This is a genomic window from Nitrosomonas sp. Is35 (genome assembly GCF_033063295.1).
In the GTDB taxonomy this organism is placed as follows: domain Bacteria; phylum Pseudomonadota; class Gammaproteobacteria; order Burkholderiales; family Nitrosomonadaceae; genus Nitrosomonas.
Window position 1 is genome coordinate 1584344 of the sequence record NZ_JAWJZH010000001.1, and the last position, 19678, is coordinate 1604021.

The window sequence follows — 19678 nt, forward strand, 5'->3', positions numbered from 1 at the left end:
CGCAATCGTTTTATATCGCGTTAAACGCTATCCGAACAAACTTCCCTATTCATTTTCTTTTTTATCGAAAATTAACGCGCGTTTAACGGTGTTTTTGCGGCATGTTTATTCATGCCGGAATTGTCATTTTTCTGTTTTTTGTATTCCAACCATTTTTCCAAACCGATAATGACCTTAGAAATCGATTGCCGGGTTAGAAAGCGCGGGCTTTCCAGTTTGGTAACGCGCTTAACAAAAGCCGCGAATTGCGGCGTCATGGCATTGCCAAACCCTAACCGCCGGGCAAGAATCTCCATCTCGCCCCATTGTATTTGCGTTGGCCGGTTCGATGCGCTTCCGGTGGCTTTTCGCTCTAAGCAGCCTCGCTGCCTTAACGAAGCAATCAATTCCCGCAATTGCTCATCCGTTAAATCCTTGCAGCTCGTCTTGCCGGTCAAATTTTGTAACCATGCGCGGTACTCAATGCTGCCATGTTCAATATTAAGCTGCTGTGCGGCAATATGAACCATTGCCATCAGCTTATGGCGCGGCGTTGGTTTCCAGGTTTGTTTCAAATCATTTGTCCGCATGTTATGCCTTTTTATAAAACATCAGACTGTCATGATTAATTTTCCCGAAGTCATACAGGGAATTTCTGAATGCTTTAACCAGTGTACGCAACCCGCCTTCACCCATCCCCATTTTTACACACCAATCCAGTTCCTTTTTACCGGATACCCCCCAGCTTTGCATGATCAGCAAAATATCGTTCTCGGTTAATTTAATGGGCCTTTCGCAGGTAATTCTGCTGGTAATTTGAATACTTTTTAGTTCCCTTGCTCGCTGGAACATTTCTCCATTACTCAAAAGAGCAATTCCAAATAGCTTGCGATCAATGAACGTTCTCAGGGTATTTGCTATCGTTCCACCGGAAGACCTTGTAATTCCAATGAACCGGCCAAGATGATTGGCTTCATCAAAAATGAATACTCCGCCTCGATGATAAGTAGCCATGCGCTCTATTGATTTTTCCAGCATATCAACTTCCATTCTTTCATCCGGTTCAATGACATGATCACTGGATTTTCCGCTTGCGTATATTGCGCGTGCCATCTCAAGAAGCAGAATCTTTAATGTTAAATTCGTTTCACGCAAGGTAATTATCCACACTGGCGCGTCAAATCCTTCAGATTTGCGGCATTGCAACTGATATTGCACACTTGCGCTGCTTTTTCCATGTCCTGGGGGGGATGGAATCTCAATTAAATCTTGCATAACACGGGCTTTGTGGATTTTCTCAATAATATTGGTAGCAACACTTGTTGCGACAAAGCACGGCTCACCGAATTTATTATTTTGTTCATTATCTTGAGTATCAAGCCATTCTTCAATCTGAGCTTCAATTTTTTCTGCTAATGGCTGCTGATTAAAATATCGTCCCGGTTCGCGGAATTTATGACCATCCTTCATCCATCCTTCTATGCAGGCTGCCCAGGTTTCTACGGTGTTATTATTTCGCCTCATCCCATCATCTTGGGGCATAGTTTCAATTGCAAGCTGAAGCAAAGAAACCCCTCTTAAAGCCATTCTATCCAAAGCTCGATTTTTAAGAGTTTCCCATCGGGTTATATCAACATTTGGCTTATCAGATTCAAGTATCTGGTTTTCTATGTCGCTCGATAAATCAATTGTTTGTGATGTCATGTTTCCTCCTTTTCCCTAGTTTTGTTTCATCCATTCAGGTAAATTTTTCTTTTGCTGCTCTGATCGAAGCTGATTGATCTCATCTTCGCCGGTCTCTGAAGGTGCATCAAAATATTTAAACTTAGGCTCCGATCTGACTGTAATTTCACCGGTTTGAGTATTCTTAATGCTCCCGTCTTCTTGGGTTGTGATGTGGTTGATCGGCTCGGGCTGCTTTTCCGGTGGCAGTTTTAATACATTCAATAAATTTGATTGCAACAAATCCGGCAATCCTTCTTCAGTGGTATCTTGGATTACTTCTGCATTTTTGATGCGCTCTTTTGCCGCCTTTGTTGCCATTCCTGATTTTTTGATCTTCGATGATCGATTTTCCCAAGTTTCCCCGCCAGCTGTTCTATCCAGGAATGACGTATGCGCTTTATTAATAGCTTCCCCCATGTAGATGGCCCCGTCATAAATCAAAGCCGGTTCTTTGGGATCTGATGGGTCTGGAAGAATATCGTAGGAGTAGCCACGTTTAACGGTCTCACTATCTTGCGGCGTATATTCAACTTGTCCAAAGCCGGGAATTGTCATTTGAAAAACAAGCTGCTTGCTGAGTACACGACGAAATACCAGCGGACGCATTGCGCGTATGTGTTCAATGGATACTGATTTCTTTGTGTGGGTCTCCATCAAGTGGTTGTATAGCTCAAGTGGAGACATGCCATTCATGCCCTGCCCGCGATGTTTGCCAAACTCACCTTTTGCCCATGCGACTACGCAACTCGATAAGCGTTTTACGTATTCTTTAATGGGCATTGCGTGTTTTTTGTCGCAATTTTCCGGTCGATTCACAGCATTGGAACCTGTATATGCAGCTCCACATAACTTATCTACATTTTTTGCAATTACATTCCACCATGATTCAATGCTTTTTGCTGCGCCGTGGTAGGGTGTTGCCCATATTGTATTGACACCCATCCGGGTGAGTATTCCTATTGGCTGGTTCTTTAATACGGTATGGCGGAAAGGGCTTTTCTGTCCACCATTCAATGCATTATTTGAATATTCGGTGCCATTATCTAAGTAGAAATTTTCCGGCATTGTTTCAGTTAGCAATACCGCATTTCTTAATGCATCAATAACCAATTCCGCATTGGTATCAACGTACACTTTAATTCCAAGCGGCATACGTGTTCTGACTTCGCGAATAACGACAACCCAAGGACGTGAAACCGTTCCATCCGGCCATAGACAAAATACATCCGCTTTCCGCCCGTCAGATTCCCACAATTCATGAATTCCCAACGTTGTGTAGTCGCGTTTGAGGTGTGGCAAGCTTTCTTTTAACGCCGTTTTTCCTTTACGAAGCAGTATCTTCTCGTTATCCGGTACATCGCTATCCCATCTTCTTAAAAATGTTTTAAGGCTTGGCAATTCACCCCATCCATTCTTTTTGGCTTCTTTGCTTGTTTCGCGATAAATAACCGTTGCATCCGGCTGAGTTTGTTGTCCGTAATTGACATAGAAAAAATCCCAGGCTCTTGGGTGAATTTCAGTGCGCGCGCGCCCTTGGTAATCGGGAGCTAGAATTACTTCCCAATATTGACGCGGATGATTGGCCACTTGCTGCAACCAACGCCATAAAGTGGCTTTGGAAATGCCCGTGTAATTCGATTGGATGATTTTTAATGCCTTCCCTTTCTTAAAACCACCCTTAAGCAATTTCAAATATTCATCCAGGATATTTACTCGACGTATTGCTTCTTCTTTGATTCCTGCTGATTTTCTACTGTATGAGTCGGCTATTGCTTCATATGCTTCATGTTCGATTTGAACATTTTCCTGATTTTTATAAATGGAGGGTAAATCAGGGCGCTGCGGTTCGTGATGCTCTAACCAGTATTTGTCTTGTATTGGTTTGAGCAGGCTGGATAAAAGGATTTCATAGCGCTTACCTTCTTTACGGTAGGTATAACGCCCTCCTCTATAACTTCCATCTCGTTCTAAACAAGCTTCACGAATTGTTGCTGGATTCAATCCAGTTAGATTAGAAACTTCAGTAACAGTTAACCAAACATTATTCCCCGCAAAACCCGCGATAGTTTTTATGTGCAATATTTCGGGTAATTCTGACTTACTCATTGTTATTTATATATTTTTAATAGAATCGCAGGATTTACCAAAACCCGCGATAAAGTGCCGTAATAATCGCGGGTTTTTTATTCAATGATTTCCCCCTTTTTTAATCCCAGCAGTACCGCTACTTTATGGCCCTTATTGATACTGCATGATGTCTTGTTGCTAATTACTGCATTTACCAAATTTACAGAAACCCCGTGCCTCCTCGCCCACTCCTTGAGAGTTAACCCATGTTTCGACATGATTTCTTTAGCCTTTTTTCTTCTTTCTGATGTAGTATTACTCATATTTAGCACCTATTTTAAACACGTTTTGAATAAACACATCACGCATTAAACACACATTTTGTGTGTTACGCAACCAGAATGAAAACAATAATTGAATTATATTTGATAGAGAACAGCCTAAAAGAAGGCGAAAGGCTTAAAAATGAAAGGATTAGGCTGGGGTTAAATCAAGCCGAATTCGCTGAGCGCTTAGGTATTCATAAGAATACTCAAACAAACTATGAGAGCGGTAAGAGAAAACCGAGTAATGAGTATTACGTAGCGGCGGCTGAATTAGGAATAAATGTTCCCTATGTAATCACTGGAAATACTATTCTTGATTTTCCAAAGAAAGCCGCTGAATTAGCCCACAGGGTGTTCAATTGCTATAAAAATGGTTTTGATTCAAATGCAATGTCAGCAATCTTCTTTATTATCGGTTCAAGTAATTTAAGTGAAGAAGTCGCTGGAAAAGATAAAGCTTTGCATCCCGCAGATATTGATGCCCTAGTAAAACTGGCTATTGATCGAGGTGAAGAATTTTACGAAGCTTATAGCTCAATTACCCTGTACTGTCATGACGATTTATATTATGAAAATGATCCGTTGAATGTTGCTCTTCTGACTGATCTGATATTTGAAACCATTAATCTATATGATTCCGTTAAAGATCAGTTTTCACTTGTATCCATTCATGACAATATGCGGCTTGTTGCACAGCAAGTAGTTAATAGTCATAGTGAATTAAAAAAACCTAGTAAATGAAATTTTCATGTTATTTGATACTAAAACCATTCACTAGCAAACAATCGCAGAAAAATATCATTTTCGTTTCATTTCTTCTGACTTTTGTCGCGTTTTTTCTCAAAATGTTTCAAACCTAAATTCTCTTTCAAATTCTCCGAAACATAATGCCGATAATGTTTTCCGGCTTATTTTTTTCTCTTCTTAATGTTTCAGAATGATAGTCCCCCCTCAAATTTGCAGAATTGATTGACGGCGGACAATTACTTTGAAACATCGGGACAAATAACTTGAAACAAATTTACAACCAACCGATGCGCTTAAAGCGGATATAAAGAAAGAAGCAAGCCAAACAAATAATCAAAAGTGCCATTGGGAGGGGTGTCCTAGATTTTGTGTAAACGGTGGTTAATAATGCCGAGGCATTCTTTCGTTAAATTGAATAGTAAACCTGTTTAGTGCCGGTTTCCAATCTCTTAGTGGCATAGACCATTTTTTGGCGATATTGCTGAGAGCCAAATAAAACAATTTGATCACGGCTTCATCGTTGGGAAACGATCCACGGTTCTTGCTGACTTTGCGTAGGCTCATATTGACTGACTCAATCGCATTGGTGGTATAAATGATGCGCCGTATCTCAGTCGAGTAGTCGAAGAATGGAATGATGCGTTGCCAGTTATTGCGCCAAGATCGGGCGATCGGTGGATAAGCATAGTTCCATTTATCTTCAAAGCCGGCTAACGCGTGCTCAGCCTCATCAATCGTGGCGGCGCTGTAGACCAAACGTAAATCAGCAGCTACTTCCTTGCGTTTATTCCAGCTGACGTAGTTGAGACTATTACGAACCATGTGCACGATACAGAGTTGTACAATGGCATGTGGATAGATGGTTTCAATCGCTTCGGGAAAGCCCTTTAAGCCATCGACACAGGCGATAAAGATATCTTGCACGCCACGATTTTTGAGTTCAGTGACAACGCTGAGCCAGAACTTGGCACCCTCGGTCTGAGCAATCCATAAGCCCAGTATTTCTTTATGGCCCTCCATGTTAATGCCGATCGCCAGGTAAATCGCTTTGGTACGAACGCTACCAGCGTCACGAACTTTGGCATGGATACAATCGAGATAGATCACAGGATACACCGCATCGAGAGGCCGGGATTGCCACTGCTTCACTTCATCCATTACGCCATCAGTGACCGTAGAAATGAGCGTAGGCGATACTTCTGTGCCATACATTTCAGTGAGGTGCTGTTGGATTTCACGCACTGTCATGCCACGGGCATACAGCGAGAGGATCTTGTCATCAAAGCCCGCCCAGCGGGTCTGATGCTTGGAAATGATCAGAGACTCGAAGCTGCCCTCACGGTCACGGGGGATCTCGATGGGTAACTCACCGAATTCACCTTTCAGGGTCTTACGGCTTTTACCATTTCTGGTATTGCCAGTGGCATTGACTACCGTTTCGTGCTTATCGTGACCAAGATGATCGGCCATTTCTGCTTGCAAGGCACGTTCAACCAACGCTTTGGTGAGTTGCTTGAGAAGACCATGCTCACCGATTAAATCTTCTGGCTTTTTGTAATCGGCCAGCAGGCTATCAATTAAGCCGGCTGGCAGGGGTTTGGGTGTGGTCATTTTTGCTCCAAAAATATATAAACAGTTTCCTGCAATATGACCATTTACACAAAATTATTTACACCCTTCATTTCAGATTTTGCCTTGAATATGTCTCACGCCAGTCGGCAGCACGATTCTTGGGAGTTGATCTGATATAACAATTGTTAGAATTGTGAACTTTTTGTGAAGCAATCAATCTTTAGTATTGAGTCTGATTTATTTTTTAATTGATTGAAAAAATATTCAGATTCCGGAGCAATTGACTTGCGACACCAAAATGGAGGAAATGAAGATGCAGAGAACTGTTTATAAATATCTATTGGTTTTTCTGGTTGGCGGTTTTGGATTATCGCTCTCGAGTTTAACTTATGCGCAAAGTTCTGAAATGGAACGGTATCAAGCCGCACTGATAGAGTTGAAAAACACTCAAAAACAATTAATGGAGAAACTTACTGATGAAGATAAGGAAAACTTTATAACTTCTCAACGGCATTGGAACAGGTTCAAAAACTCAGACTGTTTAAATCTCGGTGTCAATCCGCTATATTGTTTAGAATCAAGAACCAAAGAGAGAATTTTGCATCTCAAAGATTTTTTAAAAAATTTAAGCACTGAGAAATCAACATAATTTCCAGCTTTTATAAATTTACCAAATAAAACGCCTATGCATTGCACAGGCGTTTTCATTCACTGTCATTACTTTATTGAAGCTTTTGGTCGTGGTATCCAGAGCTTGGCCAGGTGCGATTATTCGCACTATCCAATCAATCCGCCACTTTTTGCTCTTAAAAATAATTACGTTTAGAACTCTTCCCAATCACTATCGCCATTCGCCGCTATTTTACGAGGTGAAGCTGTTGAAGCTGTTGAGACTGGCGCAGCTGCTGGTGCGGATTTAGTCGCTGGGCCGCGATTCGGTAATTTTGCAACCGGCCGGTTACTTCTTTTGACTGGTTTGGCAATGCTGGAATCGCCGCTTTCCGATAATTTGAATAGACTGACCGCTTGCGCAAGTGCTTTCGCCTGATCTTCCATGGATTCAGCCGCTGATGCCGCCTGTTCAACCAAGGCCGCATTCTGCTGCGTCACTTCATCCATTTGTGTGACTGCTTGATTAACTTGTTCAATTCCGGAATGTTGTTCCTGCGATGCGGCGGAAATCTCGTTCATGATATCTGTTACGCGTTTGACTGCGGTGACGACTTCATTCATCGTAACACCCGCTTCATCAACCAAGCGCGTGCCGTCTTCCACTTTCGCTACCGAGTCATTGATCAATTCCTTGATTTCCTTCGCTGCTGTCGCGGAACGCTGCGCCAGCGTGCGAACTTCGGTGGCCACCACCGCAAATCCTCGGCCTTGTTCACCGGCACGCGCCGCTTCAACCGCAGCATTGAGTGCCAATATGTTGGTTTGAAAAGCGATGCCGTCGATGACACTGATGATATCGACAATTTTCTTCGAGCTTTCACTAATCGAGCTCATGGTTTGCACTACTTGACCGACTACCGCGCCTCCCCTCACCGCAACTTCAGAAGCACCCACAGCCAGTTGATTAGCTTGGCGCGCATTATCCGCATTTTGTTTGACGGTCGAAGTCAGTTCTTCCATTGAAGACGCGGTTTCTTCCAGGCTGGATGCTTGCTCTTCAGTGCGCTGGCTTAAGTCCGAATTGCCCGATGCGATCTCACTGGCGGATGTTTGGATCAGATTCGCATCCAACCGCACTTTCCCTACCAGTTCGACCAAGTGATCATTCATCGCTTTCAGCGCGTTAATCAAACGGCCAAATCCATTAACCGTCGAACGAGGTTCGATCTTGGTCGATAAATCACCCGCAGCAACAGCACCGGCAATAGCGATCGCCTCATTCAAGGGTTTTACAATACCGCGTAGCAGAATGTATCCGAGCACACACGCAAGCAACACTCCCAAACTAATCGCAACAACCATGGTCATGAAAATGGAGTTGTAATCGCTTACCGCGCTTTCATATTTTTCAGCCGCAACGTTACCTTGCAAAGTAATCATGCCGTAAATCGTTTCGTGCAAGCGGTAAAACAGTGATTCCGCCTCTTCCTTGAGGTTTTTTGCCGCGCCATCGAAATCTCCGGCCATGGCCATCGTGAATATTTTATTAACTGCCGCGACATAGGCTGCATGCAATCGCAATTTTTCCTGAGCAAGCTGCTCTTCCACGGTAGTCAATTCAGTCGCCATAAACCTCGCCCAGATTTCTTCAGCGCGTTTAATCGTTTTAGCTGTTTCTTCTGATTTTTCTTTCGCTAATTCCGTACTTTTTGTGCTGGCCACAGCGGTAACATTCTTATGCACAACTTCCCAAATATCGTTAATTGTCGCCAGATCGACCGCAGTCACCGTACGATCTTGATAAACCGCTCTTAATCCTTCGTTCGATTGCTTTATTCCATGCAAACCTAGCGCGCCAATACCAACCAGCAATACTGACAGAAGACCGATCACAATGATCAGCTCCGTTTTCACTGTCATATCTTTCAACATAGGAATCTCCTAAATTATTTCTACGTGAATGGCTTTATTTTGCAAGCACATTTCTCGTTTCAATCGAATGATCAAGATGACACCGGTTCGAATAAAGGTTTTTTACCAACAGGGTTTTATCATCGACAGAAAACCTTGCAAATACAAGGATATTCATTCAGAAGTTGAGCTACTTTTATGACTCATTTCATGCTTTCGGCATGAATAACCGGATTGACTCGAATAGTTTTCTCATCCTGCATGCTGATTGACCGCTCGAAACAAATTATTCCAAAACTGCGCGCTCCCACATGATAAAATCCAAGCGGATTTTTGATTGTTCATCTAGCTAACCTGAAATATCAATTCTAGTTTTTCTTCCATGATACAACTCACTATTAATGGACAACCGCAACAATTTGAAGGGCCGATTAACGTAGCACAACTGATCGACCACCTTGCGTTGCACGGCAAGCGGATTGCCATCGAATGCAATGGCGAAATCGTGCCGCGCAGCCAGTTCCCGCAACAAATGCTGGTTCATGGTGATCAGCTGGAAGTTGTCGTTGCCGTCGGTGGCGGTTAAGTTCCGCTGCTCAATTAATACATATCGATATTAAAAGAATTTCATGGATAATTTAGTTATTGCTGGTAAAACCTATACATCCCGTTTACTGGTCGGTACGGGTAAATACAAGGATTTCAACGAAACACGCGCGGCGGTTGAAGCGAGTGGCGCTGAAATCATTACCGTCGCGATCCGGCGCACGAATATCGGGCAAAATGCCGGAGAGCCCAATCTACTGGATGTTCTGCCGCCCTCGCAATATACCTTACTGCCTAATACCGCAGGCTGTTACACCCTCGACGATGCGGTGCGCACGTTGCGGCTGGCGCGTGAACTACTCGATGGTCACAGTCTGGTCAAGCTGGAAGTATTGGGCAATCCGAAAACGCTGTACCCAAACATGGTGGAAACGCTGAAAGCCGCGGAAATTCTCATCAAAGAGGATTTTCAGGTGATGGTGTATACCTCGGACGATCCGATCATCGCCAAGCAATTGGAAGACATAGGCTGTGTCGCCGTGATGCCATTGGCCTCGTTGATCGGCTCGGGCATGGGTATTTTGAATCCATGGAATCTGCAAATCATTATCGACAATGCCAAGATTCCAGTGTTGGTCGATGCCGGTGTCGGTACGGCATCGGATGCAACCATTGCAATGGAACTGGGTTGCGATGGTATCTTGATGAACACCGCGATTGCTGCCGCGCAACATCCGGTGCTAATGGCATCGGCAATGCGTAAAGCCGTTGAAGCCGGGCGTGAAGCCTATCTGGCCGGACGCATGGCGAAAAAGCTCTACAGCGCCAGCCCCAGCTCGCCGACGGAAGGCGTCATTGCCCGTACTGAAAAAACTCCCGGAAAACCGGCAGGCGGCAAATCCCAATAACCACTCTGCTATTTATTGCCACGTCATCAGTTCATGCCGCAGACCATCCGTAGCTTCGTCCTTCGCCAAGGGCGTGTTTCCAATGCGCAACGCCGCGCCTGCGAAACCCTATTGCCACAATACGGTATTCCATTTAGCGAAGACCTGCTCGATCTCAATCGGATCTTTGGCCGTGAAGCGCCTAAAATTCTGGAAATCGGCTTCGGCATGGGCGAAAGCACCGCAACCATCGCGCAATCGCATCCGGAGAATGATTATCTGGGCATCGAAGTGCATACGCCCGGCGTGGGCAGTTTGCTCAATCAAATCGAGCAACTGGAATTGATGAATTTGCGCATCATTCAGCATGATGCCGTGGAAGTCTTGCAATATATGCTGCCGACCGCATGCCTGGATGGTGTTCATATCTTTTTCCCCGATCCCTGGCCCAAAGCCCGGCACCACAAGCGCAGATTGATCCAACCGGATTTGACCGCCCGTTTATGCAGCCATCTGAAACCGGGTGGGTATATCCATGCGGCTACCGACTGGGAAGATTATGCTGAGCAAATATTGCATGTACTGGGCCAGGAAACACAGCTCGGCAATACCGCAGCAGACTATGCGCCACGGCCGGATTACCGGCCATTGACCAAGTTCGAGCAACGGGGAATCAAGCTCGGGCACGGTGTATGGGATTTAATCTTCCGGAAAAAATGAGTTTTATTCCGGAGAAACGAGGCCTTGCGCCACTGGATTTCTCCGGTTTATTTCGTTTTCAATGCGTATTTCTCAGCAGCCAGATGAGCAATTTTCCGCCCCATCTCGGAACCCACTTTACCGGAATTACGGTAGTGCACGCCATCATAAATGCGTGCATTGGCAACTTCTTGCATAAAATCGTCTAGCTTCGTCCAGCTGCGCGCCACACCACCCGCAGCAGCGCTGGTCGTTGTTAGCACCGGTTTTTGACTGTCGCCGATTTCAATTTGCAGCACCGTGCCGACGGCGGCGGAAACGATGCAATGCGCGCACGGATATTCCGGATGCATCGGAGTGTCGATAAAAGGCAGCCACGCTGCATCACGCTCCGTGGCATCATTACCGTCGCTATCGCCGTTGCGGATCGCCGTCACTGGCCGCCAAAAACCATAGTGATATTTCGCGTCAAACACCGCAATCAGTCCATCGTCCGAGGCTTGTGTCACAGCCGCGAACAAGCGTGCGTTCTGGGTAATTTCCCTTCCCGGCATGTTAGCAACCGAGCGGACGATACCATGATAAATCGGCGGCATGACTTCTTCCCAAAAACGGGCGATGGCAGTTTGTTCCGTGCTTCTTTCGCGGCTATGCTTGCTGCCAAGCGCCTTTACTTCGTTATAATCGCGCGCCCATAATTCGCTCCCCAATTCAGGCGGCGGCGCCGGGCGGAATTGCGACGGCTGTGTCATCAGCCAGGGCTTGCGGTGCATCCATTGCGGCGCTTCGGGGATAACCGTTGGCACATAAACTCCCGCATGAGTAAACGGACGGTAAGATTCACCGGCAGCCGCGCCATCGTCGGCACGCAACGCCAGGATCGCCTGCGCCGCTTTCTCTCCCACAGCAATGCCACCAGCCTTACTCTCACCGTCAGCTATCACGGCCAGTGCGGCTTGATAAACGTGATCGATCACCGACTGCTGCGACGGTACCAGCTGAACTAACACCGCCCGGTTTGCCGCTGCTACCGCTGCTTCGACTGATGCACCGGGTACGGCTTGCAGTCTTGTATCCTGCACTGCATAACGTTGGGTAATCGCATTTACCGCCTCGTACACAGATGCCTGCACAATCGCCAGCGCCCGTTCGGCCGGTAACGGTCCGATCTTGGCGTTCACTACGATCTCGCCCGCACGCTGATTCCAGTCGGTTACTGCGTCGGCGGCTGCATTCATTGGCGCCGTTATCAATAAAAACGCGCTAACAACAAGCGCGTTCTGTAGTTTTTGGTATTTACCGGTCATCATTATCAGTCTTCTTCACCATGAATTTATTTTTTGCAGTATAACTATCTCTGCTTGCACTTTATTGATCAAAGTCACAAAACCCTTCATATCCCTTGTATTTTATTGATATCGAATCCCCATTGCACCGGGTCCTCGATTTTTTCGATGCCGTCGGTTCCTTTCGACAAATCCAGAATTTCAACTGGAATATGCGCGTTGGAACGTGTCGAAAAAAAAGTCTTGATGATCGGCGTGGTTAATTTTTTCGTGGATTGTTCCATCACCACACCTAATCGCCCGGACTTCAGTTTCAACAGGGTACCGCTGGGGTAAATACCGATGGTCTTCACAAAAGCTTGAAAAATAGTTTCATCAAAATGTCCGTCTTTCCAAGAAGCCATTTTGCGGATTGACTCGGCCGGAGACCAGGCCGGTTTGTAACAGCGATCCGACGAGATGGCATCGTAAACGTCACAGACTGCGCCCATGCGCGCAAACAATGTCAGCGCATCGCCGGATAATTTTTCCGGGTAACCCTTGCCATCGACACGTTCGTGATGGTGCAAGCACACATCCAAAGTCGTTTCATGGACTTGGTAGCAGGATTTTAAAATTTCCCAGCCGCGCTCCGGATGGCTTTTCATGACGGCAAATTCTTCGTCCGTCAATTTTCCCGGTTTGTTCAGCACTTCATTTGGAATCACCATTTTACCGATGTCGTGCAACAATCCGGCTGTGCCTGCTTGTCTGATTTGCGCTTCATCCAGACCCATTTGCCTTCCCAGCGCCACCATCAGCATGCAGACCGCAACCGAATGCATGTAGGTATATTCATTGACATTTTTCAGCCGGATCAATGTGAGCAGTGCATTGGGATTGCGCTCCATCGATTGATTGATTTCTTCCACCAAAGATTCCGCGCCTTCGATTTCAAGTGCTTTACCCATGCGCACATCGCTGAACATTGAGGTAACTGCATCTTTGGTTTTTTTCTGAAGCTTTTTAGCATTTTCCAATTCTTCTTCAACCGAAACGCGCGCAACCGGTTTCTTTACCGGCGGTGGTGATGGCGGAGGTGATGCTTCCGGGGTGATTGTACTTACCGGGGAGGTTTTATCCGCTGGCTTGAGGTTTTCCACCAAACCGGTCTCAGTGGGAGCCACATCAAGCCCTTTACCGGTATCAATCCATATTTCATCCATGTCGCAACTAACAAGCTTATCCAAGTCTTTCTGCTGCACCAGTTTAAACGATTTTCTCCAGAATGGATGTTCCAGCCAATTGCCGCGGAGCTCATGGATATACATTCCCAGCCGGACTTCACTTGCTTGCACTTTTTTTATCATAAGGCTCAATATAAAAAGTAGAAAAGAAATTTACCGCACCAATTTCATCACATGAATTAATTACCAATCAATCCCTTGAATTACTTCCGGATACTCCAGTTCCACAGTAAGCAATCAAACTACAGAATGGATTTGTGCATATTGTGCACTTTTTAGTGAGACGGTTAACGGTAGGATTGCAGGGTTTTTATAGGGGTATTCAATTCATCTAGCGATAAAGTGAAGTGGCACATCACTCCTACACAATCTATTGCAAGCAATCCGCGCTTTTTCTCAAAGTGCGCCGCGCGTAATAAGCGAACGCTACCGCGCTGCGTTGTCCACGGAGAATCCAGTCGCGCGCTTCCTTGCCCAAACCGGGGTCTATCGGCTGGATTTTTCCGGCGGATGCCGCCAACAAGTGCATGCGTGCCGCCCGTTCAAAAGCAAGCGCCAAGATACAGCCCTCCTCAATGCTGGAACTGGCAATCAACAGACCGTGATGCGCCAGCAATACAGCATGTTTACTGCCGATGGCTTTAGCAATCAATTCACCCTCTTCATTACCCACCGGTATACCAGGCCACTTCGGCAGGAAAGCCACGTCGTCGTACAACACGCAATTATCCATGTGCGAAATTTCCAGCGGCACTTCGAGCATGCTGAGTGCGGCGGTATGGACGGCATGCGTATGAATGATGCATTGCACATCCGGCCGGGCGCGATACAGCCAGGAATGAAAGCGATTGGCCGGATTGGCCATGCCGTCGCCTTGTAAAACTTCCAGATCTTCATTGACGAGTAATAAATTGCTCGCGCAGGTTTCGTCAAACCCGAAGCCCAGACGCTGCGTCAAGTACGTGCCCGGCTGTTCGCCACGCGTGGTAATTTGTCCGGCCAAGCCGGAATCGTGGCCATTATCAAACAAAATCCGGCAGGTTAATGCCAGCTTTTGTGCCGGCGTGTAATTCGCGCCTTGCAAATGCTTGTCCATTTGCACGAAAGATTGCTGGATCAGTTGCTCTTTACCTAAATTGAATGTGTCATTGCTCATGATTTTTCACTGGATTCTTAAAATTCGTCGTGGTTGGAAGTGAAGCGCTCGATGACGCGGCGGTCGCGTTTGGTTGGCCGTCCTTTGATATGAAATGGCGGTGGCTGCGCTTTTAAGCGCGCGGCCAGCAATTCTCGCTGTTGCTTGCTTTCTTCGGTTTCCCGGTACAACTGCTGCGCCACTGTGGCAGATCCTCTTTTATTGGATAACCCCAATACTTCAATAATATACTGATAGTTATCAATGCGAATGGTCAGCATATCCCCTGCTGCAAGTATCTTCGCAGGCTTTACCCGTTGACCATTTACCGTAACCCGGCCGCGATCAATCGCTTCGGCAGCCAACGATCGCGTCTTAAAGAAACGTGCCGCAAACAGCCATTTATCAATACGATATTTTTCTATAGTATCATCTGATTGCATATCAAAGTTAATCTATCAGGTTAGTTTCTATCCGAATCTTGCTTTGCAAGGTTTTATGCACCGGACATTGATTGGCAATTTCCAGCAATCGAGTCCGTTGCTGATCACTCAGATTACCGCTCAATTGAATTGCGCGCGTAATGACATCGATCTGTGTTTTCTGCTTTTCACAACCGTTACAGTCTTCGGCGTGAATCCGGCTGTGATGCAATTCTACGGTAATGTCCTGCAAGTCAATTTGTTTGTGGTTCGCATACATACGCAGCGTCATCGACGTGCAGCTGCCCAGTGCGGCGAGTAATAATTCATACGGATTGAGCCCAAGATCCGCGCCGCCCAGCACGATTGGCTCATCGCTGATCAGCCGGTGGCGCGGCGTCAGAATCTCACGCGTGAATTTTTTATCGTATTCGCGCACGATCACACTACCCGCCTCAACGCTTGGCCGCAACGCACCGTCTGCTTTGACCAGAGCTGGTTCCGTCTTCAGGTAACGGCTGGCCCAAGCCGACAAAACTTCCGCGACATAATGAGAATCTTCCGGATTGGACAACAGATGATCGGCATGATCCAGTGATACGAAGCTTTTCGGGTGTTTGGCCGCGGTAAAAATGCGCCCCGCTTCGTCAATCGAAACAACGTCATCTATCGGTGAATGAAAAATCAGCAATGCTTTTTTTAGTGCACCGATATGCTCAACTGAATTATATTTCTCCAAATCATCAATGAATTGACGTTTAATCTTAAAGCTTCTTCCAGCCAATTCGACTTGTACAGACGGTTGATTTTGCAATTCCCGATATGAACCGGCAAACAAGTGTTTAACGTGTGCTGCTGTTGCCGGTGCGCCGATCGTGATTACCGCATTGGCTTGCGGTAAATCTTGCGCCACCGCGAGTACCGCAGCACCACCCAAGCTGTGTCCGATCAAAAGCGCGGGAGCGGTGTAATGTTGCTCCAGGTAGCGCGCTGCGGCTAACAGATCCTGTAAATTGGAGGAGAAATTGGTATTCGAGAAATCGCCTTGGCTATTACCAAGGCCGGTAAAATCAAAACGCAATACCGCAATGCCGCGATCCGCCAATGCGAGCGCAATCCGCGCCGCTGCAGGGTTGTCTTTGGAGCAGGTAAAACAGTGAGCGAAGAGCGCGTACGATTTAATCACACCAGACGGCATTTCCAGCAAACCGGATAACGATTCGCCTTGCGCATTTTGAAATACTGCTTGGATACGCGGCATGGACTATTTACCTTATAACAACCGATCAGACAGCACTCTTTCAAGTGGGATACTGTGTGTAAATAGTACCAAAGTTTGAACCGGAAAATTCTTTTCTTCGCTGGAAAAGTAAGTGAATTCCGGATTAATTCAGGTGAAAAGTTTCCGGAAGGAAACTTCGGACATGCGTGATTAAACCATCAGTTCGGTCCGTTTTGCCGTTCCCTGTGGCAGGGACAATACGTTATTCTTCTTAATCACCAGTACCTTATCGAATTGAAAGTCATCACTGGTATCATTGGAAAAACCGCTGTCATTGCTCAGTAAATGATCGATGGTCGTTTTGGCAGCGGCAACCGTGGCGGTATCGACCGTCACTTTCGTCAGAATTTGCCGCATAGTCGCTCTTTCGATCGTAGTACCGGCTTTATCGACCGAATAATATCTTGAAACTTCGATGCGATTGTTGAGAAGCACGGCTGCATTTCCCCACACCACATTGTCATGATCGACGCCAGTCACTGTGTCGATAGCCCACACGATCATTTCGCCGAAAGTTTTACCGGCTGCCATTTGCGCCAGCATATAATCGACCACTATCGCGATATTGGCTGGTGTAAAGGTGCTTCCGAGCAGATGCGTTATGACTTTGGTTGCATTCCGGGCATTGTGATGCGAGGCGGCTTTACCCCAATTGGAATTCGAAGCCGGGATTGGCGATAAGATACTCAAGAGTTCTGCGATCAGCTCTCCTTGCGTGGCACCGTCGATCATCCGGTGCGTCATATAATCAATGACAAGGCCTTTATCGCCAATCGACACCCGGTCGCCCACCAGATCGCTAACAAACTTGGCCGAAAACTCATCCGGCTTCAAATACGCGGCATACTGCCGGTCGAGGAATAGAGAGCTTTCCGTCAGCGATTGCGCCAGACTTGCCAAGGATTGGCCGCTTCGCAACAGCGAACCGAGGAACATCAGATTCGACGCGCCTGGCGCCGTATTAAACATAGCCAGCGTGAGCTGAAGAATAGAAGTCTGTTGTTGAAGGGTAAGCGCCATACGTTGATCTTCGAGTGTATGGGATACGTTAATTTTTTGTGCGATCATAATGGTAAGGCAGCTTGTGATTTGCTTAAAAAAGATTCATAAAAAATTAGATAGAAATATTAACCGTTAACCTAACTTACTCAATTTATTGTTCATGAAAATGTAATCGTTAGCAATGCGGTAAATTGCCGCACTCAAACGATAGCTGTAAGAATTACCCAACAGTATCCAATTTAATCTATGACAACGTCATTACATATTCTCATCCTCGGTCACGGTGAAATGGGACATGCGCTGGAATATCTGCTGAAGGACCGGCACACATTAGCGATTTGGGAGAAATTTCCACGGAGCGGTTATTCTTACGCTACGCTGGAACAAAGCGCGCCGCTTGCAGACATCGTATTGTTCTGCCTGTCGGTCAATCCGCACCGCGAAGTAACTCAACGCATCGCACCGTTACTGAAAAAAACCTGCTTGTGCGTCAGTATCGCCAAGGGACTTGATGAATCCGGCAAAACCGCAGCGCAAATTTTTGCGGAAAACCTGCCTGCGCATCAACCATTCGCGCTTCTGTATGGTCCGATGATTTCCGAGGAAATCCGTGCAGGCCGGTATGCATTTGCGCAATTGGGCTGCCACGATCTTGCTGCATTTCATGTCATGCAAGCGTGTTTTAATCACACCAAGTTGTATATTGAGCACACGTTTGACATCGCCGGTATCAGTTGGGCGGTGATCTTAAAAAATGTGTACGCGATGACGTTCGGCATGGCCGATGAACTCCAGCTTGGCGATAACGTGCGCGGCTATCTGGCAACGGCAGCTCTGCAAGAATTAAGTCAAATCGCGCAGGTCATGGGCGGTCAAGCCGCCAGCCCGTACCGCTTGGCGGGATTGGGAGATCTAATCACCACCGCCACCAGCGAAAGTTCGCATCATCATGAATTGGGCCGGAAACTGGCACGGGAAGAAACGGATGGTATTTCAGGCGAAGGACCGCATACCCTCAAGATGATCAAACAGCATCGGCTGCTGAATACACAAAATTACCGGCTTTTTCAATTGATTGGCGAAATCGTGCAAAATCCGTGCAATGTGCGGTCAAAATTCGACGATTATTTCAAGCAAGCTTTTCAATACCATCCGCAACACTAAGCTTCAATACTCAATACCCGGCGAATTTCATCTGTTTTGAAACCCAGCGCCATCGGACGCCGCACACCCGGCAGCACAACAACATCGTACAGTTCTTCAACCACGCCTTCCATGCGCAGCCAATGCACTACATCCCCCGTGCGCAAATCCACGATCTGAACGCCGCAGCGCGCTTCGGCATGCCGTGATTTAAGATTCGCATCCAGCGCTAAGCCGCTGAAAGTTTTATTGTGACGTGGTTTGGATATTCCAATTAAGGCAAAATCCCCGTGAAAGCTGAGTCCGCGCATATAGCCGGGACAAAAACAAACTGGTTCAAACTGTCCTGTTTGCAGATTGGCATAGCCGAAATCCCCGGTGCCGGAATTGAGCAGCCATAACTTGCCGTTATGCCAGCGCGGAGAATGCGGCATCGACAACCCGGAACACACGATCTCGTTGCTATTCACATCGATCACAACACCACCATCGGCACGGTGTTCACGCCAGCCATCGGCGACATCGGAACGGCCAACCGCGGTGACATACGCCGGTTCACCATCCCGCATCGCCAAGCCATTCAGGTGACAGCGATCTTCCGCCGCCAGCTTACTGATGAAGGCGGGTTGTCACAGCGGTTTAAAGTTATGCGCTTCGCTCAATGCCGCCAAGCAGCCAAACAACGTGTTGACGAACACCAGCCGGCCATTGCGATCCACGGCTATGTCGTGGATATCCAGATCGCCGGTGGTGTAACCCACTTGCGGTACGTATAGCCGGTCGTAACCATCCTGCTGCTGCCCGGGCTCGAAGATATTTTCAAAGCGCCAGATCTGATACAAACTGCTCATGTATAAACCATTCGATGTCGTGCACAGTCCCATGCAGCGATTAAAACTGCGTTCAAACACCGAAAGCGCATTGTCGGGTTTCAAGCCGATAAAATACAGTTTGCCAATCTGGTATGTCGTCAGCGCGATAGAGATCTTTTGCTCTGCCAGCCACGGTAACAATTGGCGTGAGGTTGTGATTTCCAGCGTTGCTGTATGCGGAATTTCGTTAGTTATCATAAAAAGCAAAATGCTTCATTGAGTTGACGCAAATCATGGGT

The 19678-nt window shown here is 46.7% G+C and carries 18 protein-coding genes and 1 pseudogene; 6 read left to right on the plus strand and 13 right to left on the minus strand.

The features are described from left to right. Positions 1-71: 71 nt before the first annotated feature. The 4 genes from R2083_RS07305 to R2083_RS07320 form a co-directional block, all read right to left on the minus strand. On the minus strand, positions 72-569 hold the full coding sequence (locus tag R2083_RS07305) for a regulatory protein GemA (RefSeq protein WP_317538016.1): 498 nt from the start codon (positions 567-569) through the stop codon (positions 72-74). Between the two features lies 1 nt (position 570). Then, positions 571-1683, minus strand: a complete 1113-nt coding sequence (locus R2083_RS07310; RefSeq protein WP_317538017.1) for a hypothetical protein — start codon at positions 1681-1683, stop codon at positions 571-573. A 15-nt stretch (positions 1684-1698) separates the two neighbouring features. Beyond that, entirely contained in the window at positions 1699-3810 is a 2112-nt protein-coding gene (locus R2083_RS07315) for a DNA-binding domain-containing protein (protein ID WP_317538018.1), read from the minus strand. Positions 3811-3887: 77 nt separating this feature from the next. Then, complete coding sequence (locus tag R2083_RS07320; RefSeq protein WP_317538019.1) at positions 3888-4094, minus strand: hypothetical protein; 207 nt, start codon at positions 4092-4094, stop codon at positions 3888-3890. A 78-nt stretch (positions 4095-4172) separates the two neighbouring features. Between R2083_RS07320 and R2083_RS07325 the strand changes: the two genes are divergently transcribed. Further along, positions 4173-4838 carry a helix-turn-helix transcriptional regulator gene (locus R2083_RS07325; protein ID WP_317538020.1) on the plus strand — a complete coding sequence of 222 codons (666 nt, stop codon included), beginning with the start codon at positions 4173-4175 and terminating at the stop codon, positions 4836-4838. Positions 4839-5225: 387 nt separating this feature from the next. Here R2083_RS07325 and R2083_RS07330 read toward each other — a convergent pair whose 3' ends face one another. Continuing rightward, positions 5226-6455, minus strand: coding sequence for an IS256 family transposase (locus tag R2083_RS07330; RefSeq protein ID WP_317538021.1), 1230 nt, complete (start codon positions 6453-6455; stop codon positions 5226-5228). A gap of 274 nt (positions 6456-6729) precedes the next feature. Between R2083_RS07330 and R2083_RS07335 the strand changes: the two genes are divergently transcribed. Next, a complete protein-coding gene (locus tag R2083_RS07335) occupies positions 6730-7065 on the plus strand; it encodes a lysozyme inhibitor LprI family protein (RefSeq protein ID WP_317538022.1) in 336 nt (111 codons plus the stop codon). A gap of 173 nt (positions 7066-7238) precedes the next feature. On the opposite strand, the gene R2083_RS07340 is transcribed toward R2083_RS07335, so the two are convergent. Continuing rightward, positions 7239-8960, minus strand: coding sequence for a methyl-accepting chemotaxis protein (locus tag R2083_RS07340; protein WP_317538023.1), 1722 nt, complete (start codon positions 8958-8960; stop codon positions 7239-7241). 361 nt (positions 8961-9321) lie between these two features. On the opposite strand from R2083_RS07340, the gene thiS reads away from it, so the two are divergent. Genes thiS through trmB form a run of 3 tightly spaced genes read left to right on the plus strand, consistent with a single transcriptional unit; the run spans position 9322 to position 11092 of the window. Then, entirely contained in the window at positions 9322-9525 is a 204-nt protein-coding gene (gene thiS / locus R2083_RS07345) for a sulfur carrier protein ThiS (protein WP_317538024.1), read from the plus strand. Positions 9526-9568: 43 nt separating this feature from the next. Continuing rightward, positions 9569-10393, plus strand: a complete 825-nt coding sequence (locus R2083_RS07350; RefSeq protein ID WP_317538025.1) for a thiazole synthase — start codon at positions 9569-9571, stop codon at positions 10391-10393. Between the two features lie 33 nt (positions 10394-10426). After that, positions 10427-11092: a tRNA (guanosine(46)-N7)-methyltransferase TrmB gene (gene trmB, locus R2083_RS07355; RefSeq protein ID WP_317538026.1), complete on the plus strand. Its 666-nt coding sequence runs from the start codon at positions 10427-10429 to the stop codon at positions 11090-11092. Between the two features lie 47 nt (positions 11093-11139). Here the strand turns inward: trmB and R2083_RS07360 are convergent, their stop codons facing one another. The 6 genes from R2083_RS07360 to R2083_RS07385 form a co-directional block, all read right to left on the minus strand. Next, complete coding sequence (locus R2083_RS07360; protein WP_317538027.1) at positions 11140-12381, minus strand: vanadium-dependent haloperoxidase; 1242 nt, start codon at positions 12379-12381, stop codon at positions 11140-11142. Positions 12382-12464: 83 nt separating this feature from the next. Continuing rightward, positions 12465-13706 (minus strand): HD-GYP domain-containing protein, encoded by a 1242-nt coding sequence (locus R2083_RS07365; RefSeq protein ID WP_317538028.1) that lies wholly within the window; start codon positions 13704-13706, stop codon positions 12465-12467. Between the two features lie 247 nt (positions 13707-13953). Then, positions 13954-14739 carry an aldolase gene (locus R2083_RS07370; protein ID WP_317538029.1) on the minus strand — a complete coding sequence of 262 codons (786 nt, stop codon included), beginning with the start codon at positions 14737-14739 and terminating at the stop codon, positions 13954-13956. Positions 14740-14756: 17 nt separating this feature from the next. Then, positions 14757-15161 (minus strand): RNA-binding S4 domain-containing protein, encoded by a 405-nt coding sequence (locus R2083_RS07375; RefSeq protein WP_317530694.1) that lies wholly within the window; start codon positions 15159-15161, stop codon positions 14757-14759. 7 nt (positions 15162-15168) lie between these two features. Next, the gene (locus R2083_RS07380) at positions 15169-16401 is read right to left on the minus strand and encodes an alpha/beta fold hydrolase (protein ID WP_317538030.1); all 1233 of its coding nucleotides are present in this window, start codon (positions 16399-16401) and stop codon (positions 15169-15171) included. 171 nt (positions 16402-16572) lie between these two features. Beyond that, positions 16573-17490, minus strand: a complete 918-nt coding sequence (locus tag R2083_RS07385) for a hypothetical protein (protein ID WP_317538031.1) — start codon at positions 17488-17490, stop codon at positions 16573-16575. A 180-nt stretch (positions 17491-17670) separates the two neighbouring features. On the opposite strand from R2083_RS07385, the gene R2083_RS07390 reads away from it, so the two are divergent. Next, positions 17671-18588, plus strand: coding sequence for a hypothetical protein (locus R2083_RS07390; protein WP_317538032.1), 918 nt, complete (start codon positions 17671-17673; stop codon positions 18586-18588). Here the strand turns inward: R2083_RS07390 and R2083_RS07395 are convergent. Continuing rightward, positions 18585-19637, minus strand: a pseudogene (locus R2083_RS07395) (TIGR03032 family protein). The gene R2083_RS07390 and the pseudogene R2083_RS07395 sit on opposite strands and share 4 nt — an antisense overlap. Between the last annotated feature and the right edge of the window lie 41 nt (positions 19638-19678).